Source organism: Micromonospora gifhornensis, assembly GCF_016863515.1.
Taxonomy (GTDB): Bacteria; Actinomycetota; Actinomycetes; order Mycobacteriales; family Micromonosporaceae; genus Micromonospora; species Micromonospora gifhornensis.
The window spans coordinates 36233-61338 of sequence record NZ_BOPA01000034.1; the positions used below are offsets into that span (position 1 = coordinate 36233).

The window sequence follows — 25106 nt, forward strand, 5'->3', positions numbered from 1 at the left end:
CTGCTTCCTGGGTGCGCAGCTGACCATGCCGCGGGCCCGTCGATCCGTCATCCCTAACTGCCCGACACGACGAGTGTGGTGGTGATCCTCAGGCCGCTAACGTGCGTAGCGCGGGAGGTGGTCGGTATGGCTCGGTGGAAGGCCTCGTTCGAGAACGGGCAGCTGGTCGTCCGGCGTGGACGGTGGTTGCCGTGGCTGAAGGCGCACGTCCGACGGATCCCGTTGGCCACGGTCGTGGACATCGGGTCGCTCACCCTGTCCGACCTGGCCAAGCGGCGCGCGCAGGTCACCGTGCAGAACCCCTCGGCACCGCATCTGCCCGAGGTCATCCCGGTCCGGTTCACGCCCGAGCAGTGGGAGGTGGCCGCCTGGTTCGTCAGGGAGCGGCGAGGGGCGCCGACGCAACGACCGCAACAGGCCCCGCCCCGCCCGGCCGCCGACGTGCCCGCGCAGCGACGGGCGCAACCGCCAGCCGCCCTGCAAGCCCACGTCGCGGCCACACCCCCGACGGCACCGACCGCTGCCGACCCGACTCGAAAGGCTGCCGACCCGACTCGGAAAACTGCTGACCCGAGTCGGAAAGCTCCCGACCTGACTCGGAAAACTGCTGATCCGAGCCGGAAAGCGACCGCGTCGACAGCTCCGGTGATGCGGGCCGGCGACGGCAAACGGTCTGTGTGGTTGTGGTCCGAGGGCGGGCAGGTTCACGGCTCGCTCGTTCCGGTGGGCAACGCCACTGCGCGCCAGCTGAGTGCTGCCGATGTGGCCGAGCTGCTGCTCGCCGAGCCGTACAAGGCGATGCCGGCGATCCGTGCGTTGACCGGCGTCGCCGACCGTGATCAGGCGTTGGCCCGGATCAGGAGCTGGCGGGCGAATCGGGTCGTGGTCAACTTGAGCGCTTCCGACCTGGCGGGGCGGCGAGTGACCGGGGCCATGCAGAAACCGGGTCGGAGCAACCCGGACGGCAGCGTACGGACCGTCTCCGGCGGCCTGCCGAGCATCAACAAGCGCCGCCGGTGAAGCAGACGGTGACGCCTCGTCACCACGCGGTTCCGGTGCCCGACCGACAAGCGATGGGCTTATATCGCAGAACTTCGATGTATTTTCGGTGTTGACCTGGTGTTCCGGCGTGGGGCTGCATTACCGTCGAGATATGGTCTCGCGTCGATCGGTATTGCGGACCGTGCCCCTCGCGGCCGCCGCATTCACCGCCACCCCAGGTCAACTCCGCCGTCCCGACGAATCGTCCACATCGACCGATCCGATACGCGTACCCCCCGATCCTGCCACGCTGGCCGCCGCCGCGACCGCCGTGCGCGGCTTCTCGGCCGACCTCTACCGCGAACTGGCCTCGACCCGTCCCGGCGACAACGTGGTCTGTGCGCCGTACTCGGTCGGGCTCGCGCTGGCGATGACCAGGGCGGGTGCCGGCTCGACCACGGCGGCCGAGATGGACGCCGTGCTGCACGCGCCGCATCCCCGACCCGGCGCGCTCGACAGCGGCCTCAACACCATCGAACAGACCCTCGCCATCCGCTACCAGGACGGCGACGGGACAGCCCGGCCCCTGCTGAGGACGGCCAACGCCCTGTGGACCCGGCTCGGCCTGGGCCTGCGACCCGGCTTCCAGGACACGCTGACCGGCTACTACGGTGCCGCGCCGCACCCGGTCGACTTCGCCGGCGCGCCGGAAGCGGCCCGCCAGGAGATCAACACCTGGGTGTCCGACCGGACCAACGCGAAGATCCCCGAGCTGTTGCCGTCCAATGCGGTGAGCCCCGGCACCAGCCTGATTCTCACCAACACGACCTACCTCAAGGCGGCGTGGAGATACCAGTTCGTTCCGGCGTTGACCGCGACCGAGTCGTTCACCCGGGACGACGGCAGCGTGGTCGGCGTACCGATGATGCGGGGGCCGTTCGCCGGGATGGGCTACCAGGTCGGCGACGGGTGGCAGGCGGTCGACGTGCCGTTCGCGGGGGACCGGCTGGGCATGGCCATCGTCATGCCGACCGGGAACGATCTCGCCGCGATCGAGGCGAACCTCGACGGGGCGTGGCTGAGCGCGTTGCTGACCGGGTTCGGCGGCGCCACCGTCCAGTTGCGGCTGCCCCGGTGGACGTTCCGGCTGCCAGTGCAGTTGGCTGTCGCGCTGAGCAACCTCGGCATGCCCACGGCGTTCACGCCGCAGGCCGATCTCAGTGGCATGAGCACCGATTCGTCCCTGTACATCAACGACGTGCTGCACGAGACGTTCATCGCGGTGGACGAGAAGGGCACCGAGGCGGCAGCCGCGTCGGCCGTCATCATCCCGCCGCCGTCGATTCCGCAGGGACCGCAGTTCTTCGTGAACCGGCCGTTCCTGTACGTCATCCACGACTGGTACACCGGCGTGCCGCTGTTCCTCGGCCGGGTCCACGACCCACTTGTCAGCACCCCGTAGGCAGCAGGCGGGTCGCCTCAACAACAGTGACGGTCCCGCCCGGCACCACAGGGCCGGGCGGGACCGTCAGGGCTGGCGCGGTCAGCCCTGGAGGGTGTCGAGCAGGTGTTGCAGCTCGGCGGTCAGCGCCGTGCGTGCCGCCGGTTCGGAGCCGTCGCGCTTGGCGTTCTCCACCTGACGGATCAACGCGGTGAGCACCGGCTTCGCGGCGTGCGCCGGACCGTCCTTGCTGAGCAGGTTGTCGATCACGGCCAGTCGGGACGTCACCTGCGATGCCGTCTGCTGCGCCAGCCGTTCGGCGTCGAGCAGCTCGGCGAGGAGTTCGCGCGTCGGTGCCAACCGCGGGTCACCGGACGCGCAGTACGAGCGCCGCTGCGCGTCGGCGATCGCGGTCTCGGCGCGGGCGTCGAGCAGCAGCGGGATCATCCGCCGGTGTGCCTGTGCCATGGAAACGCCGACCCCGTCCGGGCGTACCTGCGCGTCGATCTGGTGTCGGCGCAACAGCTCCGCGAGCTGCCCGTCGTACTGCTGCGCCGGGATCAGGTAGCCGCAGGTGTCGGCCTCCACCGGCAGCGTCCCCTCCTCGTCGAGGTAGACGGTGCCCCGACCGGCCTGCGCCTCGGCGGTCGAATGCGCGATGGCGGCAGTGATGTCGGCGCTGTTGGCGGCGAAGTACGCCACCGTCGCGTCGAGCACGAAGTCGAAGGCGCGTACGGCCCGGTGCCGGATGTTCAACGTCCGGTCCGGGTCGCGCCTGGTCGATCGAGCGGCGCACTCCTTGAGCAAGTCCTCAGACAACCGCCGCCGTGGCCGCCTCGGCGTCGTGGTGTGGCGTCCAGGGAGGTTCGCGCAGGGCCGGGCAGTGCTCGGGGGTCGGATGGTGCGCGATTTCGATCATGCGGTCGAGGGCGTCGCGTGCGGCAGCGAGGTCGGCCATGGCGGCGCTGATGCGGTCACGCTCGGCGGCCATCAGCTCGAAGACCTCCGGCGGACCGTGCCCGGTGTCGATGTAGGGCATCAGCTGCACGATGGTGCGGCTGGGCAGGCCGGCGGTGAAGAGTTGCTGAATCAACCGGACGCGTTCGACAGCTGACTCGGGGTAGATGCGCTGGCCGCTGGGGGAGCGTTGCGAGGTGAGCAGGCCCTGCTCTTCGTAGTACCGCAGAGCTCTGGTGCTGACGCCCGCCTGTCGCGCGATGTCACCGATGCGCATCGGCGTCCCCCTCTGGTTGCCTCGTCCGACTTGCCCTTGACGTCAACGTCAACTCCTACGGTAGTCGACGCCGGGCCGGAACACGGCCCCCACCGAAGCCCACCCAGGGAGCGAGAACCCATGAACACCGCTGACCAGATCGCCCTCGTCACCGGAGCCAACCGCGGCATCGGCCGCCAGTTCGTGCTCGAACTGCTCGACCGCGGGGCGAGCAAGGTGTACGCGACGGCCCGCCGCCCCGAGAGCCTCGACTTCACCGACAGCCGGGTGGTGCCGCTGCGCCTCGACCTGCTCGACCACGATTCCGTCGTCGCCGCCGCGAAGGCCGCCGAATGGAACATGACGAACGGCGTACGCCTCGAACTCGCCGCCCAGGGCACCCCGGTCCGGGGCGTCCTGCTCGGCGCGGCCGACACGGACCTCATGGCCGGCTACGACGGACCCAAGATCGACCCCCATGACGTCCCACGGCTGTCGCTCGACGGCCTGGCAGCCGGATCGATCGAGGTGATCGTCGACGACTGGACGGCCATGGTGAAGGCCTCGCTCGCCGGCGACCCCGCCCCGTTCTACACCCAGATCACCGAACTGCTCGGCGCCAGCTGAGCGACGTCGAGGGCTGGCCGTCGTCGTGGTGGCGCAGTCAGTCGAGGTCGTGTTCAGTCGGGCTGGTGTTGAGGACCCAGGCCAGCGGCATGGTCGCGCGGACGGTGTAGTTATCGCCGTCCAGGTGGTGCATGGTGACGGTCTGGGCGGCATCCTGGTCGACCACCCAGTACTGGCCGATGCCGGCGGCGGCGTACTCGTTGCGCTTCGTCACGGTGTCGATGCCCTCGGAGCCGGGTGAGATGATCTCGACGACGAGGAGCACATCGGCAACCGGCAGCCAGACGCCGTCAGCCTGAGCCTTACTCCAGACGACCAGGTCGGGGATCCGTCCGCCGACGCTGCCGTCCCGGCCGGGAATGCGTAGACCCACGGTCTGAGCGACACGTTCCGCCGGCACTCCGCCCTGGGCGAACCACACCATGAGCCGGGTCGCGATGATGGCATGGGCGTACCCCGGCGGCGGCATGATCGAGAGGACTCCCTCCGGGCTGATCTCGTACCGGTGGTGTTCGTCCTCAGCCATCATCGCGGTGAGGTCATCGAGCGTCACGACCGGGGGCATGTATCTGCCAACCGCCTCTGAGCTCATGCGCAGATCCTACCGGCCGAGGACCGGACCAGGGACGGTGACACCTTCGCACCTGGTTGACCCTCGGCAGTGGAGGGAGGCAGATGCGGAAGCGCCAGTGGCCGACAGCGTCGAGCGACAGCCGTGCGTTCGGTACGGTCGCCCGGTGAGCGACGACGACTTCGCCTCCCGGATCGAGCAGCACCGGCGTGAGCTGCGCGTCCACTGCTACCGGATGGTCGGTTCCTTCGACGAGGCGGAGGACCTCGTGCAGGAGGTCTTCCTGAAGGCGTGGCGGGCGCGCGACGGGTTCGAAGGCCGGTCGTCGCTGCGCAGCTGGCTCTACCGCATCGCCACGAACGTCTGCCTCGATGCCCTCGACGGGCGCAAGCGGCGGTTGCTGCCCGATCAGGCCAACCCGGACTACCTGCCGGGGCAGCCCGTGGCGACCCTGGTCACCGGCCCGTGGCTGCAACCGTTCCCCGACGCGCTGCGCGAGCCGTACGCCCTGCGGGAAGCACGCGCGCTGCGCGAGCCGGTCGCGCCGCGCCAGGACGAGCCGGAGGTGGCGTTCGTGGCGCGGGAGACCCTGGAGCTGGCGTTCCTGGCGGCGATGCAGCACCTGCCACCCCGGCAGCGCGCCGCGGTGATCCTCTGCGACGTGCTGGGCTGGCCGGCGCGGCAGACCGCCCAGGTGCTCGACGGCAGCGTCGCCTCGGTCAACAGCGCTTTGCAGCGGGGCCGCGCGACGTTGCGGGAGCACCTCCCGCCGGGCCGGTCGGACTGGGCCCCGGCCGCGCCACCGACCGAACCGCAGCGGCAGGTACTGCGGCGATACCTGGACGCGGTCGCGCGCGGCGATCTCGACGAGGTGGCGGAACTGCTGGCCAAGGACGTGCGGGCGACCATGCCGCCGTTGCCGGAGTGGTTCGCCGATCGCGAGTCCGTCCTCGCGGCGCTGGCTGCTACCTGGGACCCGACCTCTGCCGATTACATCGGCGCGTTGCGGATGATTCCCACCAGCGCCAACGGGCAACTCGCCGCGGCGAGCTACCGCCGACCGCCGGGCCAGCAGGTCTTCGAGCCGTTCGGGATCGGGGTGCTGCAGGTACGCGACGGCCTGATCACCGAGATCGTCGCGTTCCACGAGCCGGCGCTCTTCCGGGCGTTCGGCCTCCCGCCGACGCTGAACCGATGAGTTTTCGTCGCGGCTGCCGTCTCCTCTTCGGTACGACCGATCGCACCAGGAGGACAGCATGAGCGACTTCGCACCGCAGACCGCCGACGGCAAGGTTCTGTGGCATTTCACCATGTCACTTGACGGGTTCGTGGCGGGACCGGATCACGACATGACGTGGATGGAGACCGGCATCTCCGAGCGACCCGGCTTCGCCAAGCAGTACGTCGAGACGACAGGCGCCGTCCTCGGCGGCCGACGTGGCTGGGACATGTTCCCCGACGCCGGCAGTGTCTACGGCGGCGACTGGACCGGCCCGGTCTTCGTGTTGACCCACCATCCCGAGGACGCGACACCCGCCGACCGGGTGACGTTCCTCAACTGCGACGTGGCGGAGGCCGTGCGGATCGCGTTGGCGGCCGCCGACGGCAGGAACGTGGAGGTGCTGTCGCCGGACATCGGCCGCCAGCTCCTCGAACGTGGCCTGATCGACGAGATCGATCTGCACATCGCACCGGTGTTGCTGGGTGACGGCATCCGGCTCTACGAACACCTCGGTGGCCGTCCGATCTACCTGCACCGCGTCGGCGTCGACGACCCGACAGCCGAGGTGGACGTCCGCTACCGGCCGGCGGCAGCCTAGCGGTCCGAGGTCCGGACCAGCCCGCACGCTGGTCCGGGCCTCGACCAGCCCCGCTGTCTCAGATGATGAAGTGGGTCCAGTAGGCGAGCCAGATGACGAACAGGGCACCCTGCAACACCGCGAGGGTGGCGGTCAGCCAGACGTCGAGTTGGGGTCGTCGTGCCCAGCCGGCCAGCACCAGGGCCACCGGGAACACCGCGAGCAGATAGCGCAGCAGGCTCTTGTAGACGGGGGTGCCCATCGACAGCGGCACCAGCACCATCATCACCCCGTACACCAGGTAGGGCAGGCCCAGGCGGCGGGCGCCGGCGACGAGGACGGCCAGGAACAGCACGGCGATCCAGACCCGTACGGCGTCGGGTGCCGCTCCGGTCAGGCCGTGCCAGAGGACGCCGAGCGGGTTCTGCACGCGGATGTTCCAGCCCTGCTCCTGGGCGTGCTTGTAGGCGAACCAGTCGCCGCTCTGCCACCAGCAGAACGCCATGAAGCTGAGCCAGCCTGCGGGCAACAGCAGCAGCGGCCACCCGGCTCGGAGATATCGCCACAGGGCGCGCGGGCGCAGCCGGTAGCCGCCCTGGCGCAGCAACAGCAGGACCAGTGGTAGCGCCACGAAGAACCCGGCCGACCGGCTCAACGCGAGGAAGAAGCCGATGACGCCGACCAGCAGCCAGCGTCGTTTCTCCGCGTAGTAGAAGGTGGCAAGCGTCAGGCAGAGGAAGAGGGATTCGGTCAGCGCCGCGTGGAACAGGAATGCGGTGGGCAGCAGCACCAGGTACCGCACGAACCGCCGCGCCGCCCGGCCACCGTCGCCCGGCCCGCCGGCGGTGGCTGCGCCCGGCTCGTCGGCGCGGCCGGTGGCAGCGCTCCGGTCGTCGGTCAGCAGGCGCTCGCCGAGGCGGACGCCGTAGTAGAGCACACCCACGTAGGCCACGTTGGCGATGACCAGCAGGGCCAGCGCGGTGTCGCCGCCCAGCAGTGGGGCCAGCGGCCGGGCGAGGAACGGATACAGCAGCGGGAAGGCGAAATCCGTCCACGGTTGGTCGAGCGGCAGCCGGGCCAGGTGGTCGTAGAGGAACGAGTCCCAGGCGAACCAGAGCGACAGCCACCCGTGCGGTGAGACCTCCCGCTGCTGCTGGCGCATCTGCGCCTCGTCGGGCGGGGGCGCCCACGCGGTGCCGTCGAAGGCGGCGAGCGTGAGCACCCCGACCAGCGTGAAGACGATCTTCGTGCCGAGGAAGACCCCGAGCACGTACGGCCAGGGTGCCGGCACCCGCGCGAGCGCCCGGCCCACCCGGCCCGTCCCGACCATCCGTCCCCCGACCGTCACGAATCGGGCCGGCGTACCCGCTGCGGCGGCGACCACACCCGCAGCACGCATGTGACATCGCCGCGAAGGCGGGTAACCGGCCGGGTCGGTCGGGGGACGTGAGGTGGCGAGGGTCATGGGTGACGAGCACGGCACCGTGGTGATCGGTGCGGGTCCGGCGGGACTGACCGCGGCGTACGAACTGCTGCGCCACGGCGCGCCGGTGCGGGTCTTCGAGGCCGACGGGGTGGTCGGTGGCATCAGCCGGACCGTGGAACGCGACGGCTGGCGCTTCGACATCGGCGGGCACCGGTTCTTCACGAAGGTGTCCCGGGTCGAGGACTTCTGGCACGAGATCCTGCCGGACGAGGACTTCCTGCTGCGCCCCCGGATGAGCCGGATCTACTACCGGGGGGCGCTCTACGACTATCCGCTCAACGCTGGCAATGCGCTGCGCAACCTCGGCCTGTGGGAAGCGGCCCGGTGCATGGCGTCGTACGCCCGGGCCCGGGTGCGGCCACCGAGGGACCAGTCGCACTTCGAGGGGTGGGTGTCGGCCCGATTCGGTTGGCGGCTGTATTCGATCTTCTTCAAGACGTACACCGAGAAGGTCTGGGGTATGCCTGCCGACCAGCTGCAGGCGGACTGGGCGGCGCAGCGGATCAAGAACCTGTCGCTGGCCAAGGCGGTCCGCAACGCGGTGCTGCCGAAACGCAACCGCACCGACGTGACAAGCCTGATCGAGGAGTTCCAGTACCCGAAGCTGGGGCCGGGCATGATGTGGGAACGCTGCGCCGAGCAGGTACGGCGACACGGCGGCACGGTGCAGACCGGCACCTGGGTCACCGCCGTGCACCGCGACCCGCAGCAGCGGCGGGCGACCTCGGTGACCGTCGACGGCGTGGACGGCCGACGCACCGAGCCGGCCGACCACGTCATCTCCTCGATGCCCATCTCGGAACTGGTGGCGGCGCTGCGTCCGGCCCCGCCGGCACAGGTTCTCGCCGCCGCCGAGGATCTGCGCTACCGGGACTTCCTCACCGTGGCGCTTGTCGTGCCGGCGGAGTTCTCCTTCCCCGACAACTGGATCTACGTGCACGACCCGGACGTGAAGGCGGGCCGCATCCAGAACTTCGGCTCCTGGTCGCCGTACCTGGTCAAGGACGGTCGTACCTGCCTCGGTCTGGAGTACTTCGTGTCGGTGGACGACGAGACCTGGCGTACGCCCGACGCCGACCTGATCGTCGCCGCGACCCGGGAGTTGGAGACACTGGGACTGGTCCGGCCCGGGGTGGTCGAGGCCGGCTACGTGGTGCGGATGCCGAAGGCGTACCCGGTCTACGACGAGCGCTATCAGCGCAACGTCGACGTGATCCGGCAGTGGCTGGCCCGCGAGGTGCCGAATGTGCACCCCGTCGGGCGCAACGGCATGCACCGCTACAACAACCAGGACCACTCGATGCTGACGGCGATGCTGACAGTCGAGAACATCGTGCGCGACGCCGGCCACGACGTCTGGTCGGTGAACGTGGAGCAGGACTACCACGAGGAGACCTCGCACGGCGACGGGCGGCACGGCACCGGCCGCGACGCGCCACTGATGCCGGCCCCGCCGCTGCCCGCCGCGACCACCCTCGCTGTCGAGATCCCCGCGGACGTCAACCGCAACACGGGTGTGCCGCGCTGACCTGAGGGGGCGTCAGGACACGCGCTCGGATCCCGCCGGGGCGTCGGAGGCCTTCTCGTCGTGCCGGTGCGCTGTCGTGGCGCCGGAGCGGAGGCGTCGTTCGCCGACGGCCAGCACCGCAGCGACGACGCCGAGCAGGGCGCCGATCAGCACCGTGCTGCGTACGCCGTGGCCCGGCAGGGCGAGACCGCCGATCAGGGCGCCGGCGGTGATGCCGACGTTGACCGCGGCGGAGACGGTGGCGGCGGCCAGGTCGGACCGCCCGGGCGCCACCTGGAGCACCAGGCCGCCGAGGGCGGCGGTGAACGCGGCGAAAGCGAGCCCGGCCACCGCGATCAGGCCGACGGCCACCGCCGGTCGGTGACCGAAGGTGTAGAGGGCGAGCAGTGCCCCCGACTGCAACGCGACGGTCGCGGCCAGCACCGACCACGGGCCACGGTCCACCACCGCGGCGACGGCGAGGATGCCGAGGACGCTGGCGATTCCCCGTACCAGCAGGATGGCCCCGATGGATGCGGCGGAGAAGCCGGCCACCTCGGTGACGAAGAGGGCGACATAGGTGTAGGCGGCGATGGCACCGGCGGTCGCGAGGACGGCCACCGCCACCAACAACCAGAAGCGGCGGGCGTCGGGCGTCGCGCCGCGAGCGGCATGCCCCTGGTCGGGCCGCGTCGAGGGCAGCAGCGCGGCCACCGTGGCGAGCACGACCGCACCGAGCGCGGCGACCGCCAGGAACGAGATCCGCCAGCCGGCCCGTTCACCCAGCCAGGTTCCCGCGGGTACGCCGAGCGCCAGCGCGACGGTGCCGCCGGCGAAGACGACCGCGACGACCCGCCCGCGTAGTCGAGGTGGGAACAGTTCGGCCGCTGCCGGCACCACGACCGCCCAGAACAGCGCGTGCGTGGCGGCGGTGGCCATCCTGGCCGCCAGGAGCAGCGTGAGATCGTCCGCCACCACCGTGATGGCGGTGCTGAGGACGAAGCCGGCCAGCAGGGCCGACAGCAGCCGTCGGCGGGGGACCGTGCGGACCAGCGCCGTCAACGGGACCGAGGCGACCATCACCACCGCGCCGTACGCGGTGACGAGCAGGCCGACCTGTGGCGGTGTGACGGCCAGGTCGGCGGCCATGGGCAGTAACAGTCCGATGGGCAGCGCCTCAGCGGTGGTGTAGAGGAACGTCCCCCCGGACAGGCCGATCAACGCTCCCACTGCCCGACTGCGCCTCATCCGACCCTCCCCGTTGTTACTTCCTAAACCTGTTATGGAGGAAACTAAGCGCCGCTCGTCGATGGGTCAACTGGTAAAGTCGACTTCGATGGAAACACCCGAGGACGTCACGCGGATGCGCCTGGTGGGCGGCAACCTCGCCCTGGACTTCGTCAACACCCGCTCCGGTCCACCTGCCGGAGCGCCGGACGACGACACCCTCACCGGCTACCCCGACCTGGTCGCCTGGGGCGGGTACGCGGGCGCGCTCACCCCGGCGCAGGCCGCAGCGCTACGCCGACGCTCTCGTGACGATCCGGACGGCGCAGAGGCCGCCTTCGGGCAGGCGCTGCGCATCCGCGACGACCTCGACCAGGTGTTCCGGGCACTGGCCACCGGCCGGGACCCGAGCGTGTCCGCGCTGGCCCGGCTGCGAGACGACGAAGCGGACGCGCTGCGCCACGCGCGACTCGAACGTGACCGCGCCTACGGGTGGACCTGGCACGCCGACGACACCCTCGCCCGGCCCTTGCGACCGGTCGTACACGCGGCCGTCGGCCTGCTCACCGCGGGCCAACTGGGCCGGATCAAGGGCTGCGGCGGCTGCCGGTTCCTCTTCTATGACGAGAGCAAGAACCGCAGCCGCCGTTGGTGCAGCATGGACGACTGCGGCACCGCGGAGAAGATCCGCCGCTACGTCACCGCCCGCCGCAGTCGCGCCGCCCGGTGAGATCGCCGACCGGTCGGCCGGTGATGCCCGCGTTACCGGGCTGACCCACTGGCCCGGCCGACCCGCTGGATGAGGGCCTCGACCCAGCGTTCGAAGCGGCCGTTGCCGCCGCCGAGCAGCCCGCTCAGCTCGTCGGCGGTCACCGCGCCCCGGGTGGCCAGCGAATCGACCAGGATGCGCAGCCGGCGGTTGTCGTCGTCGGCCGGCCCCTCGCTGAAACCGCCGGTGCCCAGGTGGCGCTGCACGTCCTGGAGGATGTCCATCATCTGCGGCAACGTCTCGACGATCTGCGACAGGCCGGCCTCACGTGGGCTGGTCGAGCCGCGCAACTCCTGAAGGGCGAGGGCGATCGATATCGGGGTGACGATGTCGTCGCCCTCGCCGAAGGCGTCGATGGCCCGACCGAGCTGCTTCTTGGCCTGGTGCACGCTGTCCAGGTCGGTGTGGTCGACGCTGATCACCCGCATGCCGTGCACGTCGAAGGGCAGCTGTTGGTCCTTCGCCAGCAACTGCACGAACGGCTTGCGCAGCGCGTGCCGGACGGCCAACTCGTAGAAGACGTTGGCATTCTGGTCGGTGAGGTCGGCGATGACCAGGTCGTTCAGGATGATCCGGTCGAGCACCTGCGAGGTGATCATGCCGGAGCGTTCGATCTCGTCGCCACGTACCGCGACGTAGCCGCGCTCCTCGACCACCGGGCGGATGACGTGATTGAGGATCTGGTCGCTGCGTTTGCGAGTGTCCGAGCCCTCCGGGCCGATCGGTGCGATCACGAAGCACTCACGGCTCGCCGGCCTGTCGTTACCCTCCCCCATGGACACAGCGTAGTGGAGTTCAGCGATACGCGTTGTCAGCCGGTCGGTGCACGACGTCGGCCCCACCGCTCGCGATGTTCGGCGAGCAGCCGGTGGGCCCGCTGCGCGGCCGGCGGGCTGACCGGCTCCGCCACCCAATCGGCCAGCACGGCGGCCATCCCGTCGACCAGGTGCCGGCCCACCGGGGTCAGTCGCCGCTGCGCGGCCAGCGCCCGTACGGTGTCGTCGGCGGCCCGACTCCACCTGGCGAACTCGACCTCGGCGCGGTACCGGGCCGCACCGTCGACGCTCACCCGCACCTGCCGACGCCAGAAACCCGCCACCCCCAGATGGGCGTACACCCCGTGCAGCAGGCCCTCCAACGGCCGGGGGTCGGTGCGCCACGGCGCGTAGAACAGCTCTGGCGGGCCTGGTTCCACCAGGGCGAACATGTCGTTGAGCGCGGCCAGTTTGGCGTGCTGGATCTCGTGGGCCAGCACGACGGCGGCGGACGGGGCGTCCGGTGGCAGCGACATGGCCACCGCCCCGAAGGCGTGATGGAAGGTGCCGCTGCGGCTGCCGGCGCCGGGCGAGGGGACCGGCACCAGCGCGCGTAACGCGCCGGACAGTTCCTCGGCGACCGGTCGATGGTGCTCGACCAGCAGCCGCCACGCCTCGTCCAGGCGCGCCCGCCACGCGTCGGTCAACCCGCCGCCGATGCGGTGACCGGTGCCGATCCCCGGCACATGCCGCCAACTGCGGGTGTCCAGCAGCAGGGACAACCGCAGCCCGTGGTGGGCCAGATCCAGCCGGGGCACCGGCCGCCAGCACCTGTCGGTCGAGCCGGCACCGATCTCGACCCGCTCGCCCGCGCCGTACGCCCAGGCGTGTCCACGGCTGACCCGGATCCGGGCGCGGGTGGCGGCGTCCGGCAACGTCGCCGTGCCCAGGCCTGGCAGATCCAACCGGCCGGCCGCGCCGTCCGCGAGCGGCACGTCGAGGTCGGCCTCCATTCCCGCGCGTACGGCGGCGGTGGCCGCCACCGCCGCCAGCAGCCCGGGGTACGCCTGCGCCGCGCCGTCCCCGTCGAGCAGCGCCGCGGTGCCGAACGCCCAGGCGGCGACCGGTGGATGCCCGAGTGCCGCGGCCCGCTGCTCGGGCCGCAGCCCGGCCAGCAGCCGATAGGCCGCCTCGATCGCGGCCCGGTCGGGATGCCCTCGCTCGCGCAGCAGCGCGATGATCGCCCGGACCAGCAGCATCGACTTGCTGTGCTGGGCGGCCCGCAACCGGGCCGCCGCGTCCGCGCCGCCGCGCCCGGCGGCCAACTCGTCGAGGACCGTCCGGGGCAGCCGATGCTCGCCGGGGATCACCGGGCCGCCCCGGACAGCACCGCGAGGTCCCGTCGAATCGTGCGCCCGATGTGGTCGATCAGGGCGTACAGGTCGGGGCAGTAGACCGACGGATTGTCGAAGCCGGTGTCGGCTCGCCAACGGTGGGTGCGCAACCCGCCGCCGCACACCTGACGCAGCTCGCAGGCCTGGCAGGTGGCACAGAGGGTCGCCGCCCCGGCCTGCTGCGCGCGGACCGCCGGCAGGTCCAGCGCGTCGTCGAACTGGTCCCGCAGCACGTGCAGCCCGGTGCGGGCGGCACCGCTGTGCGCGGCGGCGAGCGTGTCGTCCATCTCGATGGCACCGTCGGTCTGCACCACCGCCACCGCGGCGGGGCTGGTGCCCACCCCGGCGAGTCGGGAGGTGCCACCGAGCAGCACCTGGATGATCTCGTCGAAGAGACGGATTCGTACCGGTGGCCCGTCCGCGTGGTACCACTGCTCGAAGACCGTGATCAGCCAGTCCGCGTACGGGGTCGGGCGCGGCTGCGGAACCCGCCCGGGTGGGGGAGTGCTCCAGGTGCCGTGCGGCAGCAGGAAGTCCATCGTCGGTGGCCGGTGCGCCAGCAGGCTGCGGTACGTGGTCACCGGATCGTTGCGCAGGTCGACGGTGCACAGCAGACCGTTGAACAGGTGCGGATAGCCGGTGGTGAGCCGGCGGATCGCCGCCTCGACCCGGTCGTGGCTGCCGCGCCCGTCGTGCCCGCGCCGGTGCCGGTCGTGGGCGGCCTGGTCACCGTCGAGACTGAGGCTGATTCGCACGTCGAGCCGGTCGAACAGCCGCAGGTACGCCTCGTCCAGCCGGGTGCCGTTGGTCTGCACCGTCATCCGGGTCGGCACCGGCGCGACGCCCTGTCGGATGGCCGACACGGCGCTCTCGATCCGCGCCGGCCCGGCCAGCAGCGGTTCGCCACCGTGCAGGATCACCGAGACGGTGTCGAGCCGGTGCGCGCGGGCATGTTCGCCGATGCGGCGCGCGGTCGCGTCGAGCACCCCGGGCGACATGATCCGGGGCAGATCCCGCCACCGCTGGTCGGCCATCGTGTAGACGTAGCAGTGGTCGCAGGCCAGGTCGCAGCGACTGTGCAACTTGAGCACGAACTGGTGGAAGGCCACCGGCGGGGCGCGGCGGACCGCCGAATCACCGGCTGGCCGGTGCCCGTCGACTGATTCGGGCATCAGAGGGCTCCAAAGCGGGCGGCGGCCGGAGGGCCGCCGTCGATGCCACCAGCATACATCGATGGGCGGCGCTGGCCGGGTTGCCAGCGGATCGACGGACGGTGAAGGATGTCGTCCGAGACGGTCCGCCGCCGGCCTCGGGTGGCGCAGCGGTCACCCCTGGTCTCGACGCCGTACCGTTATCATGGGCGTACGCAGCGGATCTGGCCAACGATCTATGTCCGGCTTCGAGGCGACACGATCATTGTGCGATACGCAGACAGGCGGTGATCGGGTTGGACACCGGGGAGGACGTGTTGCGCTCCGATCTGATCGATCTCACCGATGTGGACCTGGCCGCGCTGGAGGGCGTGCCCTCTCAGGTGCTGCTGGCCGCGCTGCATCGCCTGCAACGTCGCAGCGCCGCCGCAGGCGACCAGTACGCAGGCTGGAACAGTGCGATCGATGGCGACGACTGAGCAGCAGGGCGGCCTGACCGCCGCCGTGGGCGCGGGGGAGCCGGCGGCCCACTGCACCATCGTGTCCTTCGTGTCGCCCACCAGCGGCAACTCCGGGCGCAGCAGCGCGGTGGCCAACATCGCCTGGATCCTGGCCTCGAACGGCAAGCGGGTCCTCGCGGTCGACTGGTGCACCAAGACCCCCCGGGTCTACGACTACCTGCGTTCCTTCCGGGTCGACGCCCTCGTCAGCGCCGGGGTGCTCGGCGCGGAGCTGGCCGCGTTGACCAGTCCGCACCCGGACGCGCCGGCCCACCGCACCTCGGCGCTGAGTGGCCCGTCCGCGCCGGAGCAGGGCCTCCTCTACCGGTACGCCATCCCCGGCACGAGCTTCGGTTTCGCCCTGGTCGGGGTGAGCCTGGAGGTCGACGGCCTGCCCAAGGTCGACCCGGTACAGACCCGGCTGCTGCTGCGTCGGGCCGGCTACGACTACGTCCTGATCGACACCCCGGTGGATCTCACCATGCCGGGGGTCAGCTACGCCGCCATGCTCAGCGACGTCGCGGTGGTCTCGATCCCGCCTCGCCGTCCCGCCGTGCAACAGGCCGCCGACCTCGCCGAGCAGTTGCATCGGCAGGCCACCGGCGGCATCCGCATCCTCGCCGCTCCCACCCTGCGCGACGTCAGCCAACCGTGGTACGGCGAGGCCCGCGACCCGGTCCGCAAGGCGTTCGCGAAGCTGCTCGACGAGTCCGGCAACGCACCGAACTCCTCCGTCGAGATCGTGGAGGTGCCCGAGCCGACCTACGACACCTACGACGACGTGTTGGCGGTGCTGGCCGACAGCCCTGGCGACCAGAGCAGCCTGCTGTCGGCGTACGAACAGATGGCCTCCTGGATCAGCGGTGGCGCGGTGACCCGGGTGGCCGAGGTGCCCGAGCGGATCCGCCGCCGCTACCGCCGGGGTGTGTTGCTGGAACGGGCGGAGAGCGCGGACGAAATCCATGTGCTGTACGAGCCGCCCGAGCGGCCGTACGCCGACTGGATCGCAGGGCAGCTGCGACGGGCCGACGTCCACGTTCACCCGCACGCCCTGCGCGGTGGCGCCGCACCGACGTTCGAGGCGGACGCCACCGTGCTGGCCCTGCTCTCCCCAGGGGTGGTCAAAGCGCTCGGTGTCGGCCTGACGGCCGGGCCCGGCACCGACATCGAGGTGTTCGGGGTACTGACCGGCGGTCAGCCACCGAAGCAACTGGATCCCAGCCGGATCATCGACCTGCGCGAGGTCGACGCCGCCCGCGCCCAGCCTCTGCTGCTGAGCCAGTTGGGTCTCATCGCACCCACCCAACCCACCGGCGACCTGCGCTCGGCCCCGCGCTACCCGGCCGAGACAGAACGTCGTCTGCGCTCGAACCTGCCGACCCGCAACGGGTCCTTCGTCGGCCGCAGCGATTACCTGGAACGACTGCGCGACCAGCTGACCAACGGCGGCGGACCGGTGACTCTCAGTGGCGGGGCCGGCGTCGGCAAGAGCGAGATCGCCCGGGAGTTCGCCCACCGCTTCGCCTACGACTACGACGTGGTCTGGTGGATACCGGCACAGGACCGGGAGACGGTGCAGACAGCCCTGGGCGAGCTGGCTCAGGAGATCAACGTGGTGGACAGCGTCGGTGCGGCGGAGGCGGCCGTGGCCGCCCTGTCGGAGCCGAGGAGCACCATCGCCCGCTGGCTGTTGATCTACGACAACGCCGACGACGCCGAGGTGCTGGCCGGCCTGCTGCCCCGCCCCGGCACCGGGCACATCCTGTTCACCTCCCGCGACGACGGCTCCTCGAACCTGCCCTCCCCACTGGAAGTGGCGGCGTTCAGCGGCGACGAGAGCGTCACCATGCTGCGCCGCATGCTCGGCATCAGCTCTGCCGACGCCCGGTCCATCGCTGCTGCGGTCGACCACCTGCCGTTGGCCCTGCGGCTGGCCACCGCCTGGATCCGGGAGCGCACCCGGACGCTGGAACGCGAGGGCGTACCCAACCTGGTGGCGGTCAGCCGGTCCGTCGAGGAACTGCTGTCCAGCCTGCGCCAACCGGGGGTGGAGGAGCCGACCGAACGCATCCCCGGATCGCGTACCTCCACGGTCGCCCGGGTGCTGGACAACACCCTGGCCACCCTGCGGGACACCGAGTTCGGGGCGTTGGCCATCCGGGTGGCCGAGATCGCCGCGTTCCTCTCCCCGGAGGGCATCGGCCTACCACTGCTGCGCTCGACGCCGATGCTGGTCCAACTCGCCGCGGCAGCCGACACCGATCCGGAGGAGTTGCTGCTCGCCGCCGGAGAGATCGACCTGGTGCTGGCCGTGGGCGCGCGCTTCGCCCTGTTCGACATCGACTGGGGGCGGGGTGCGGCGCTGCGGATGCACCGGGCCATCCAGTTCCTGATCCGTGAGTCGATACCCGAGCCGCAGCGGAGCGAACGACACCGTCAGGTCCTGCACGGACTGGCCGGCTACGCGCCGTCGGACCCGGAGGCCGACGACCGCCGCTACCTGCCGATCTTCGAGGAGCTGCAGCGTCATCTCGTGCCGTCCGGGGCATTGACCGCCGACGACGCCCGGGTGCGACACTGGGTGGTCAAACAGGTCCGTTACCTGTTCTACTTCGGCGACAGTGACGCCTGGCAGTCCGCGGTACGCCTGGCGCAGCAGGCCTGTGACCAGTGGGCGGCCGGCGGTGACTTCGACCAGCTCACCATGCGCCTGTTCGTGCAGACCGCGAACCTGCACCGGGTGCTGGGCCGGCCGCAGGAGGCGCTGCGCCTCGACGAACAGGTGCTCAGCGAGCAACGCCGCCGCTACGGGCTGCGGCACTTCCGGACCCTCATCGCGGGCCGGGGCAGGGGCGGTGACCTGCGTGGCCTCGGCCGATTCGAGGACGCCCTGGTGGAGGACCAGGCCACCCTCGCCGGCTACCACGAAGTGCTCGGCGGCGACCATCCGAACACCCGGATGGCGATCAACAACCTCGCCATCTCCTTCCAGCTGACCGGCGACGCTCGGGAAGCACTGCGCCTGGCTCACCAACTGTTCGACAGGTGGATGAGCCTGTTCGGCCCGGACGAGCCGGCGACCTGGCGAGCAGCATGCCTGGTCGGCACCCTCGAGCGGGAGGTCGGCGAGTACGAGCTGTCACTGGCCACCCTGCGGGGCACCCTGGAGCGGGTGCACGAGCTGCGGTCGTCCTCCCAACTTGACGAACTACAGGTCAACCGCAGCCTCGCGGTCACCGAGCGCCGTCTGGGGCTGACCCTTGCCGCGAAGAAGCGCAGCATCGAGACCTTTCGTGGCTACCGGGACCGCTTCGGCGAAGACCATCCGCTGACCCGTTCCAGCTTGCTCAGCATGGCCGTCGACTACTACCGGGCCGGAGACGCCGGGGCCGCCGTCGAACATGCCATGCGCTGTCTGCGGGGCTACGAGCGGACGCTGGAGACCGGTCACCCGTTCACCGCGGTCTGCTCGGTCAACCTCGGCATCTGCCACCGCGGCACCGGCGAGTACGACCATGCCATCCGCGACGGAGAGCGGGGCATGCGCACCCTGCGGGCCCGGCTCGGCGACGCCCACCCGTGGACGCTGACCGCGGCGACGGCCCAGGCCGGTCACCTGGCCGCCCGCGGTGACCTGGCCGACGCCGTACGCCTGCAGCAGGAGACGCACCTGACCAGTCTGCGTTTCCTCGGCGGGCGGCACCCCTGCACCGGCGACGCCGCCGCCAACCTCGCCGCGATCGTCGCCCGGCGCGACGGCACGGACGACGGCGGTGTGGCGGCGTTGACCGACACCGACATCGACGTGCCGAGAAGCTGAGGAGTGACCAGGTGAGCGACCCGCAGCTGATCGATGCGGTGGTGGAGGAGTCCGCCGAGCAGGACGTGCCGGGGTTCCGGAAGAAGCGGAACCTGTGCCGACAGTTGCTCCTCGACGACCCGGCGGTCTACCACATCGCGCACTACACCGGCGGCGTGCTCGACTTCTCGCTGGACCTGCTGGCCCACATTTCCGCACCGGCCGGTCGACCCGACACCGACCCGACCCAGCGTCGTGAGGCGTACCGCCGGGTGGGCGCCCAGCTGGTGTACCGGGCCGCCGAACTCAGCCGCCGGGTCTGGCACCTGCAGTGTGGCGGGCTGGTGCGGCTGGCCGCGCAGACCCGGGTCGACTACGTCTTCTGCAACACCACAGTCGGCGGGGAACACGTGGTGGGGTTCGCGCGCACCGCCCCGGCCACCGACTCCGTGGTCGACCCGGCGGCGGCCAGTCAGATCGACCAGAGGGCTGCGAAACTCGCCACCGACCTGCGCGGTCTGGTCCGACAGCCGTCACAGAATCCCGGCGGCTGGCAGACCGAGGCGTACGACCCGTCGTCCTCGGACGGCGACATCACGTCCCACCTGACCGAGGTCGGCGACAGCGAGGCGATCCTCACCCGGGCACTGCGCCCCTCGGGCCTGCACTACCTCAGTCATCACCGGCTGGGGGAGCAGGTCACGGCGGTCGACATCCTGGCGCACCCGGATCTCGAACAGTTCTTCAACCGGGGTGCCACCGTGGTCGACAGGCGTATCGGCTACCAGCGGTTGGCCCGGGACCTGTCCCTGCTGGCGCTCCAGGTCAGCCGGGACCTCCGCCGGGCGATCACGGGCGAGGTCGAGCGGTTGGTGCTCGACCTGGAGATCGGTGCCGTCTACTACTACCTTCTCGCGCCGGACGAGTACCTCTTCGGGGTGTGTCTCGACCAGGACTGGGTCAGCCACGCCGACCAGGCCATCTGGAAGGTGGGTGGGGAACTGTCCCGCACCCGGCCCTAGCACCTCACACGCTGGCCGGGGCCCCGCAGATCCGGGCGGAACCCGCACGTCCACCTGCGGAACCGCCGGTCAGCTGTCGATCACCTGTCGGCGTACCTGGCCACTGAGCCCGTCGAACATCGACCGCGCCTCCGACCAGCTCAGCGACCGGTCGACCGGCTCGGCCGGGGTGCCGCCGTCAGGCAGGGCCAGGTCGTCGAGCAGGTCCAGTTGGAACAGCGGCAGGTATTCGGCGATCCCGTCGTAGGTCTCACAGAGCCGGTCCAGCCGTTGCAGGTCGGCCGGATGGGGGGCGTGACGGTGGTTGACGTACCACTGCTCGACGCCTTCGCGGAACGCCTCGATCAGCCGGCGCAGCACCAGGGCGGTGCCCAGCGCCCGCTGCACGTCACGCGAACGCAGGCCCGAGCGCAGCAGCGGCGCCGCCTCACCGGACCGGCGGGCGGGCTCCGGTCGGGACGGGGTGAACGCGTCACGCAGGTGGCGTTCGAAGCCGGTGAGCTGGTCCAGCGCCTGCACCGCCTCGACGAAGACCCGGGCCACCCGGCCCGGCAGGGCAGTGGCGAGCCCGGTCTCGGCCTGGTGCGTCGACGACACGGTGTCGCGTCGGGTCGATGCCCGCGCATCCGGGCGCAGGTCGCCCCGGATCTCGTCCAGCTGGTACGACAGCCGTTCCAGCGAGCGCTGGGCGTTTGTCTGTTGACGCTGGATCCGCTCGACCCGCTGCCGTACCGAGGTCAACGCGTCCGCGCCGAGGGTCTGCTCCAGCCGACGCATCGACGCCTTGACGCTGCCGGACAGGTCTTCGGCGAAGGTCTGCGGATCATGGACGATCGGTTCCACACTGAACGTCTCGGTGAGGTCCGCGGCGAACTCCGCCGGCAGATGCCCGACGACGACCAGGATCACCTCGCTGTCCGGCACGGCCGTCCGGATCGCCACCACCCGACGGTTGAGCTCGTCGACCTCCTCGGCCTTGAGCACCGACTCGGTCAGCAGCACGCAGCAGCCGCCGCCCTGCTCGTCCAGCGGCACCCAGAAGTCGACCGGCAGGTCCCGCAGCGAACCGATCAGGTGGTCCCGCTGGTACGACCAGCCCTCCTGGGTCAGCACCCGCCGCACGTCGGCGGCGACGTCCTGCCGGCTGGCCAGATCGAACTGGACCCGTACCGCCTCCCGGACCATGCGGTGGGTGACCTGCGTGCCGTCCTGCATCGCCCGCTGGTAGAGGTGGTAGCACAGCCGGATCAGTCGACGCGGCACCCCGTCGGTCAGGTTGGTCAGGTATTCGGTGGTCTCCACCGTGAAGGGCGCCAGTCTGGCCTGGCCGAAGGCCCGCAGCTGACTCTGCCGGATGAAGTCGCGGACGTCCTGCGCGGTGAGCGCGGACATCCGCACGATCGGCCCGATCCGCTGGCGCACCTGCGGGGTCAGCAGGTGCAGCAACTCGGGCAGCCCGGCGATCACCAGCAGCGCGCCCGCCGAGGTGAAGACGCCGATCAGACGGGAGAACCGGGCCGACGTCTCGTCGCCCGGCCGTCCGGCGGTGGACAGGATCTTGTCCAGTTCGTCAAGCACCAGGACATAGCGGTCGTGTCGGCGCGCGAGCAGCAGCGCCAGCACGCCCATCGTCTCCACCGCGCCGGACTCCACATCCGTACGCGCGGTGACGCCGGCGCTGACAAGTGCCGGCCCCGGCGGGTAACCCATCAGCCAGTCCCAGGCCGCCGCCTCGGTGGCCGGATCGACAAGCATCGCCAGCACCGTGCCGACGGAGTGGTCGGCGGTGACCTCGGCCAGTTCGACCCGCAGCCGCTCGGCGAGCAGCTGCGTACGCTCACCGGCTGTTGTCGGTACGTCGGCCGACTCCGCTCGGTAGTCGTCGACCAGGGCGCGTACCGCCTCACGGGACAGTCGACCCAGGAACCGTCGGCTCAGCGACAGGAAGGTGTCGGCGGGCGCGTCGAGGTACACGGCCTGCACCGTCCCGGTGGTGCCGCGCCGGGCGTGGGCCAGCAACTCGGCCGCGAGGTGTGTCTTGCCGGTGCCGTAGTCACCCACCACCGCCACCGTCCCACCGTTACCGGTGGTCAGGTAGTTGTCCAGGTGGGCGAGGGCGTCGCGGATGGCCACCGTGACCACGGTGGTGGCGAGCGCACCGCCCTCGGTCACTCGGGCCACTGCCGTCGGGGAGAACGGATTGACCGGGTCGACCGCCGGCGGATCCTCGATTGCGTCCATTGCCCTGATCCTCCGGTAGCTCTGCTCTGGGCACCAGGCAGTCTCACGCCGGAGGTCGGATTTCCCCGTACACCGCCACCGGAACGTCCTCAAATCGTAGCCCTCGGTAGCCATCCAGGCGGACCCTCGAACGAGCTCAGAACGGGCTCACCTGCAAAAAAGAGCCGATCGGCGGGTCTGCCGAACGCTCTGGCGATCGACTACGTCAAATACCATTGGCCCATGGGCTCAGTCCGCTGGTCGGGATGCCGACCGTGGCCGCCCCACCCCACCGGTTCCGGCACGTACGGCCCTCCTGAGGAGGGCACCCTGCGATGACGTACCCGTCCGCCGGTTTCGCCCGCCCCTCCGCCTGGTGGCTGCGGGTCGTGTTCGGAATCATCGGCGTGGTCGCCCTGGTCCTCGGCGGGATCGGGTTCGACCGGCTGCGCACAGAACGCCCGGACACCATCCACGATTCCTACGACGTGCTCTACTACACGCTGCAACTGTTCGTCCTCAGTGCCGAGCCCTTCGAGAACTCCGGCCCCTACCCGTGGCAGTTGCAGGTGGCCCGCTTCATCGCCCCGCTGTTCACCCTGCTCGCCGTCGCCGAGGCGGCCCGGCTGCTGCTGGCCGCCGAGATCCGCCGGCTGCGGGCCCGCCGGGCCAGCGGGCACGCCCTGGTCTGCGGTGACTCCCAGTTCGCCCACATGCTCGCCGACCGGCTCTACGCCGACGGTGAGCGGGTGGTCGTGGTGCGCTCCGAAGCGTTCGGGCCGCTGGAATACCGCCGACGCCGCTACCTCGGGGTGATCGGCGACCCCACGAGCGTCGAGGTGCTGCGCGGCGCCGGTCTGCCCCGGGCACACACCATCTACGCCTGCACCGACGACGACGACCTCAACCACGCGATCGCCAACGCCGCCAGCCGGCTGATCCAGGACCGGCGCAACCCGCCCCGGGTCTACGTCCAGGTCCACGATCCGGAAATGTGCCTGTCGTTGCAGGCCCGGCGGCTCGGTGCCGCCGGTTCCAGCCGGCTGCGACTGGACTACTTCCACGTCGACGACATCGCCGCCCGGGCGCTGCACCGACACCATCCGCTGCGTCCGACCCGGGACCGCACCGCCACGGTCCTCATCGCCGGCAACGGCAGCTTCCGTCGCGCCCTGCTGGTGGAGACGGCCCGGCACTGGCGGGCCCAGCACACCCGCTCGAACCTGGCCGCCGCGCCGCTGCGGGTGGACCTGGTGGCCCCGGACGCCCGCGCCGAGTTCGCGCTCGTGGCCGCCCGCTACCCGTTCCTGCGGACCGTCTGCCAGGTGTCGACGTACGACCGGGAGGTCGACGAGCTGACCGGATTGGCCCAGTTCACCGCCGGCGGCTACGACCGCATCTACATCTGCCTGCCGGACGAGGACAGCGGCCTGCAGTTCGCACTCGACACTCCCGCGCTCTGGCAGGGCACCCGCAGCACCGTCTTCGTGCCGGTCTACCGGCAGGCCGCGCTCGCTGCCGCCTTCCACGGCGACTCCCGGCACGACCTGCTCGACGAGGTGCACGGCAAACTGTGCCTCTACCCGGTGCTCACCCACGCCTGCGAGGCCGAACTCATCGCCGAGGACCTCACCGAACGACTGGCCCAGCAGATCCACGAGCGCTACCTGCACGCCCGGCAGCGGGCCGGCGTACGCCTCGGCGACGCCCCCGCGATGGTGCACTGGTCCCGGCTGCCCGAGTCGCTGCGCCGCGCCAACCGCAGCCACGTCCAGGACATCGCCGCCAAGCTGCTCAACCTCGGCTGCGTCGTCGCGCCCCGGCACGGACACACAGGCGACGCCTCGGCCGCCGGGCAGGCCATCGCCGAACGCGTGGAACAGTTGGCGCGTCTCGAACACGAACGGTGGTGCCAGGAACGGCGCACGGAAGGCTGGACGTACGGTGAGCCCCGTGACGATCTGCGCCAACGGCATCCCGAACTTCGACCGTGGGACGAGTTGAGCCCCGCCGTGCAGGAACAGAACCGCGAGGAGATCCGGGCCCTGCCGGATGTGCTGTCCGACAGTGGATTCGAGCTGATCCGGCTGACCACTCCGGTGCCCGCCCCACGGCCGGGAGCAGCCGATGGCCGGTGAGCACGGCCCGCTGCGCGTCGGCGTCGCGGGCCACATCCACCTGACCCCCGGCAGCGTACGGCCGATCGCCGACGCGCTGCGGGCCGAACTGCACCGGCTCAGCGACCGGCCGGTGCACGGCGTCACCTGCCTGGCCGACGGCACCGACCAGATCTTCGCGCGGGTGGTCCTGGCCACCGGCGGCACGTACGAGGTGATCCTGCCCGCCGCCGACTACCGGGACACGATCACCGCCGCCCGCCGCGCCGAGTTCGACGAACTGCTGGCGCGGGCCAGCACGGTCATCCACACCGGGCACCAGCACTCCGGCACCGCCGCCTACCTGGCCGCCAACCAGGAACTGTTGAGTCGGGTGCAGTGTCTGGTGGCGGTCTGGGACGGCTCACCGGGCTGCCACGCGGCCGCCACGGACCGGACCGTCGCCGCAGCCCGGCAGCGCGGCATCCCCACCACCGTCCTGTGGCCCGCCCAGGCCCGCCGCGCCTGACCGCCGTCAGGATTCCGCA

The 25106-nt window shown here is 71.0% G+C and carries 21 protein-coding genes; 12 read left to right on the forward strand and 9 right to left on the reverse strand.

Annotated elements, in window-relative coordinates; translation table 11 throughout:
• Nucleotides 1–126 precede the first annotated feature (126 nt).
• Both Vgi01_RS30815 and Vgi01_RS22980 read left to right on the forward strand, forming a co-directional pair.
• Entirely contained in the window at nt 127–1020 is an 894-nt protein-coding gene (locus Vgi01_RS30815; RefSeq protein WP_239089115.1) for a hypothetical protein, read from the forward strand.
• A 133-nt stretch (nt 1021–1153) separates the two neighbouring features.
• The gene (locus Vgi01_RS22980) at nt 1154–2443 is read left to right on the forward strand and encodes a serpin family protein (RefSeq protein ID WP_204292322.1); all 1290 of its coding nucleotides are present in this window, start codon (nt 1154–1156) and stop codon (nt 2441–2443) included.
• Between the two features lie 81 nt (nt 2444–2524).
• Here the strand turns inward: Vgi01_RS22980 and Vgi01_RS22985 are convergent, their stop codons facing one another.
• Nucleotides 2525–3241, reverse strand: coding sequence for a hypothetical protein (locus tag Vgi01_RS22985; RefSeq protein WP_204292323.1), 717 nt, complete (start codon nt 3239–3241; stop codon nt 2525–2527).
• Nucleotides 3234–3656 (reverse strand): MerR family transcriptional regulator, encoded by a 423-nt coding sequence (locus Vgi01_RS22990; protein WP_204292324.1) that lies wholly within the window; start codon nt 3654–3656, stop codon nt 3234–3236. Before Vgi01_RS22990 ends, Vgi01_RS22985 begins: the two co-directional genes overlap by 8 nt.
• Before the next feature lie 120 nt (nt 3657–3776).
• Between Vgi01_RS22990 and Vgi01_RS22995 the strand changes: the two genes are divergently transcribed.
• Nucleotides 3777–4262 carry an NAD(P)H-binding protein gene (locus tag Vgi01_RS22995; protein ID WP_204292325.1) on the forward strand — a complete coding sequence of 162 codons (486 nt, stop codon included), beginning with the start codon at nt 3777–3779 and terminating at the stop codon, nt 4260–4262.
• A gap of 37 nt (nt 4263–4299) precedes the next feature.
• Here the strand turns inward: Vgi01_RS22995 and Vgi01_RS23000 are convergent, their stop codons facing one another.
• Nucleotides 4300–4815 (reverse strand): Uma2 family endonuclease, encoded by a 516-nt coding sequence (locus Vgi01_RS23000; protein ID WP_239089116.1) that lies wholly within the window; start codon nt 4813–4815, stop codon nt 4300–4302.
• A gap of 184 nt (nt 4816–4999) precedes the next feature.
• Here Vgi01_RS23000 and Vgi01_RS23005 point away from each other — a divergent pair, with 184 nt between their 5' ends.
• Both Vgi01_RS23005 and Vgi01_RS23010 read left to right on the forward strand, forming a co-directional pair.
• Nucleotides 5000–6031, forward strand: a complete 1032-nt coding sequence (locus tag Vgi01_RS23005) for an RNA polymerase subunit sigma-70 (protein ID WP_204292326.1) — start codon at nt 5000–5002, stop codon at nt 6029–6031.
• A gap of 58 nt (nt 6032–6089) precedes the next feature.
• The gene (locus tag Vgi01_RS23010; protein WP_204292327.1) at nt 6090–6653 is read left to right on the forward strand and encodes a dihydrofolate reductase family protein; all 564 of its coding nucleotides are present in this window, start codon (nt 6090–6092) and stop codon (nt 6651–6653) included.
• Between the two features lie 58 nt (nt 6654–6711).
• Here Vgi01_RS23010 and Vgi01_RS23015 read toward each other — a convergent pair whose 3' ends face one another.
• Nucleotides 6712–8031, reverse strand: coding sequence for a hypothetical protein (locus Vgi01_RS23015; RefSeq protein WP_239089117.1), 1320 nt, complete (start codon nt 8029–8031; stop codon nt 6712–6714).
• 64 nt (nt 8032–8095) lie between these two features.
• On the opposite strand from Vgi01_RS23015, the gene Vgi01_RS23020 reads away from it, so the two are divergent.
• Nucleotides 8096–9646: an NAD(P)/FAD-dependent oxidoreductase gene (locus tag Vgi01_RS23020; protein ID WP_204292328.1), complete on the forward strand. Its 1551-nt coding sequence runs from the start codon at nt 8096–8098 to the stop codon at nt 9644–9646.
• Nucleotides 9647–9658: 12 nt separating this feature from the next.
• On the opposite strand, the gene Vgi01_RS23025 is transcribed toward Vgi01_RS23020, so the two are convergent.
• Complete coding sequence (locus tag Vgi01_RS23025) at nt 9659–10873, reverse strand: MFS transporter (RefSeq protein ID WP_204292329.1); 1215 nt, start codon at nt 10871–10873, stop codon at nt 9659–9661.
• A gap of 88 nt (nt 10874–10961) precedes the next feature.
• Between Vgi01_RS23025 and Vgi01_RS23030 the strand changes: the two genes are divergently transcribed.
• Nucleotides 10962–11582, forward strand: coding sequence for a CGNR zinc finger domain-containing protein (locus Vgi01_RS23030; RefSeq protein WP_204292330.1), 621 nt, complete (start codon nt 10962–10964; stop codon nt 11580–11582).
• Nucleotides 11583–11614: 32 nt separating this feature from the next.
• Here Vgi01_RS23030 and Vgi01_RS23035 read toward each other — a convergent pair whose 3' ends face one another.
• From Vgi01_RS23035 to Vgi01_RS23045, 3 genes are read right to left on the reverse strand one after another with little or no spacing between them, the layout of a single operon-like run.
• The gene (locus Vgi01_RS23035) at nt 11615–12397 is read right to left on the reverse strand and encodes a hypothetical protein (RefSeq protein WP_204292331.1); all 783 of its coding nucleotides are present in this window, start codon (nt 12395–12397) and stop codon (nt 11615–11617) included.
• Between the two features lie 35 nt (nt 12398–12432).
• Nucleotides 12433–13746 (reverse strand): HEXXH motif domain-containing protein, encoded by a 1314-nt coding sequence (locus Vgi01_RS23040; protein WP_204292332.1) that lies wholly within the window; start codon nt 13744–13746, stop codon nt 12433–12435.
• Entirely contained in the window at nt 13743–14942 is a 1200-nt protein-coding gene (locus tag Vgi01_RS23045) for an FxsB family cyclophane-forming radical SAM/SPASM peptide maturase (RefSeq protein ID WP_204292333.1), read from the reverse strand. The genes Vgi01_RS23040 and Vgi01_RS23045 overlap by 4 nt, the downstream gene beginning before the upstream one ends.
• A gap of 266 nt (nt 14943–15208) precedes the next feature.
• On the opposite strand from Vgi01_RS23045, the gene fxsA reads away from it, so the two are divergent.
• Genes fxsA through Vgi01_RS23060 form a run of 3 tightly spaced genes read left to right on the forward strand, consistent with a single transcriptional unit; the run spans nt 15209 to nt 20242 of the window.
• Nucleotides 15209–15400, forward strand: coding sequence for an FxSxx-COOH cyclophane-containing RiPP peptide (gene fxsA / locus Vgi01_RS23050; RefSeq protein ID WP_158244897.1), 192 nt, complete (start codon nt 15209–15211; stop codon nt 15398–15400).
• Nucleotides 15387–19241, forward strand: coding sequence for an FxSxx-COOH system tetratricopeptide repeat protein (gene fxsT / locus Vgi01_RS23055; protein WP_204292334.1), 3855 nt, complete (start codon nt 15387–15389; stop codon nt 19239–19241). The genes fxsA and fxsT overlap by 14 nt, the downstream gene beginning before the upstream one ends.
• A gap of 11 nt (nt 19242–19252) precedes the next feature.
• A complete protein-coding gene (locus Vgi01_RS23060; protein ID WP_204292335.1) occupies nt 19253–20242 on the forward strand; it encodes a hypothetical protein in 990 nt (329 codons plus the stop codon).
• A 69-nt stretch (nt 20243–20311) separates the two neighbouring features.
• Here the strand turns inward: Vgi01_RS23060 and Vgi01_RS23065 are convergent, their stop codons facing one another.
• Nucleotides 20312–22483 (reverse strand): ATP-binding protein, encoded by a 2172-nt coding sequence (locus Vgi01_RS23065; RefSeq protein ID WP_204292336.1) that lies wholly within the window; start codon nt 22481–22483, stop codon nt 20312–20314.
• A gap of 314 nt (nt 22484–22797) precedes the next feature.
• Here Vgi01_RS23065 and Vgi01_RS23070 point away from each other — a divergent pair, with 314 nt between their 5' ends.
• Both Vgi01_RS23070 and Vgi01_RS23075 read left to right on the forward strand, forming a co-directional pair.
• Nucleotides 22798–24600 carry a RyR domain-containing protein gene (locus Vgi01_RS23070; RefSeq protein WP_204292337.1) on the forward strand — a complete coding sequence of 601 codons (1803 nt, stop codon included), beginning with the start codon at nt 22798–22800 and terminating at the stop codon, nt 24598–24600.
• Entirely contained in the window at nt 24590–25087 is a 498-nt protein-coding gene (locus tag Vgi01_RS23075) for a hypothetical protein (RefSeq protein ID WP_102658287.1), read from the forward strand. Before Vgi01_RS23070 ends, Vgi01_RS23075 begins: the two co-directional genes overlap by 11 nt.
• Nucleotides 25088–25106: the final 19 nt, after the last annotated feature.

Excerpts from the sequence above, each read along its gene's own strand:
- Vgi01_RS23030 (WP_204292330.1), top strand. The coding sequence starts at position 10,962 with ATGGAAACACCCGAGGACGTCACGCGGATGCGCCTGGTGGGCGGCAAC.
- Vgi01_RS30815 (WP_239089115.1), top strand. The coding sequence starts at position 127 with ATGGCTCGGTGGAAGGCCTCGTTCGAGAACGGGCAGCTGGTCGTCCGG.
- Vgi01_RS23065 (WP_204292336.1), bottom strand. The coding sequence starts at position 22,483 with ATGGACGCAATCGAGGATCCGCCGGCGGTCGACCCGGTCAATCCGTTC.
- Vgi01_RS22980 (WP_204292322.1), top strand. The coding sequence starts at position 1,154 with ATGGTCTCGCGTCGATCGGTATTGCGGACCGTGCCCCTCGCGGCCGCC.
- Vgi01_RS23035 (WP_204292331.1), bottom strand. The coding sequence starts at position 12,397 with ATGGGGGAGGGTAACGACAGGCCGGCGAGCCGTGAGTGCTTCGTGATC.
- Vgi01_RS23020 (WP_204292328.1), top strand. The coding sequence starts at position 8,096 with ATGGGTGACGAGCACGGCACCGTGGTGATCGGTGCGGGTCCGGCGGGA.
- Vgi01_RS23070 (WP_204292337.1), top strand. The coding sequence starts at position 22,798 with ATGACGTACCCGTCCGCCGGTTTCGCCCGCCCCTCCGCCTGGTGGCTG.
- Vgi01_RS22995 (WP_204292325.1), top strand. The coding sequence starts at position 3,777 with ATGAACACCGCTGACCAGATCGCCCTCGTCACCGGAGCCAACCGCGGC.
- Vgi01_RS23010 (WP_204292327.1), top strand. The coding sequence starts at position 6,090 with ATGAGCGACTTCGCACCGCAGACCGCCGACGGCAAGGTTCTGTGGCAT.
- Vgi01_RS23075 (WP_102658287.1), top strand. The coding sequence starts at position 24,590 with ATGGCCGGTGAGCACGGCCCGCTGCGCGTCGGCGTCGCGGGCCACATC.
- Vgi01_RS23025 (WP_204292329.1), bottom strand. The coding sequence starts at position 10,873 with ATGAGGCGCAGTCGGGCAGTGGGAGCGTTGATCGGCCTGTCCGGGGGG.
- Vgi01_RS22990 (WP_204292324.1), bottom strand. The coding sequence starts at position 3,656 with ATGCGCATCGGTGACATCGCGCGACAGGCGGGCGTCAGCACCAGAGCT.
- Vgi01_RS23015 (WP_239089117.1), bottom strand. The coding sequence starts at position 8,031 with ATGCGTGCTGCGGGTGTGGTCGCCGCCGCAGCGGGTACGCCGGCCCGA.
- Vgi01_RS23045 (WP_204292333.1), bottom strand. The coding sequence starts at position 14,942 with ATGCCCGAATCAGTCGACGGGCACCGGCCAGCCGGTGATTCGGCGGTC.
- fxsT (WP_204292334.1), top strand. The coding sequence starts at position 15,387 with ATGGCGACGACTGAGCAGCAGGGCGGCCTGACCGCCGCCGTGGGCGCG.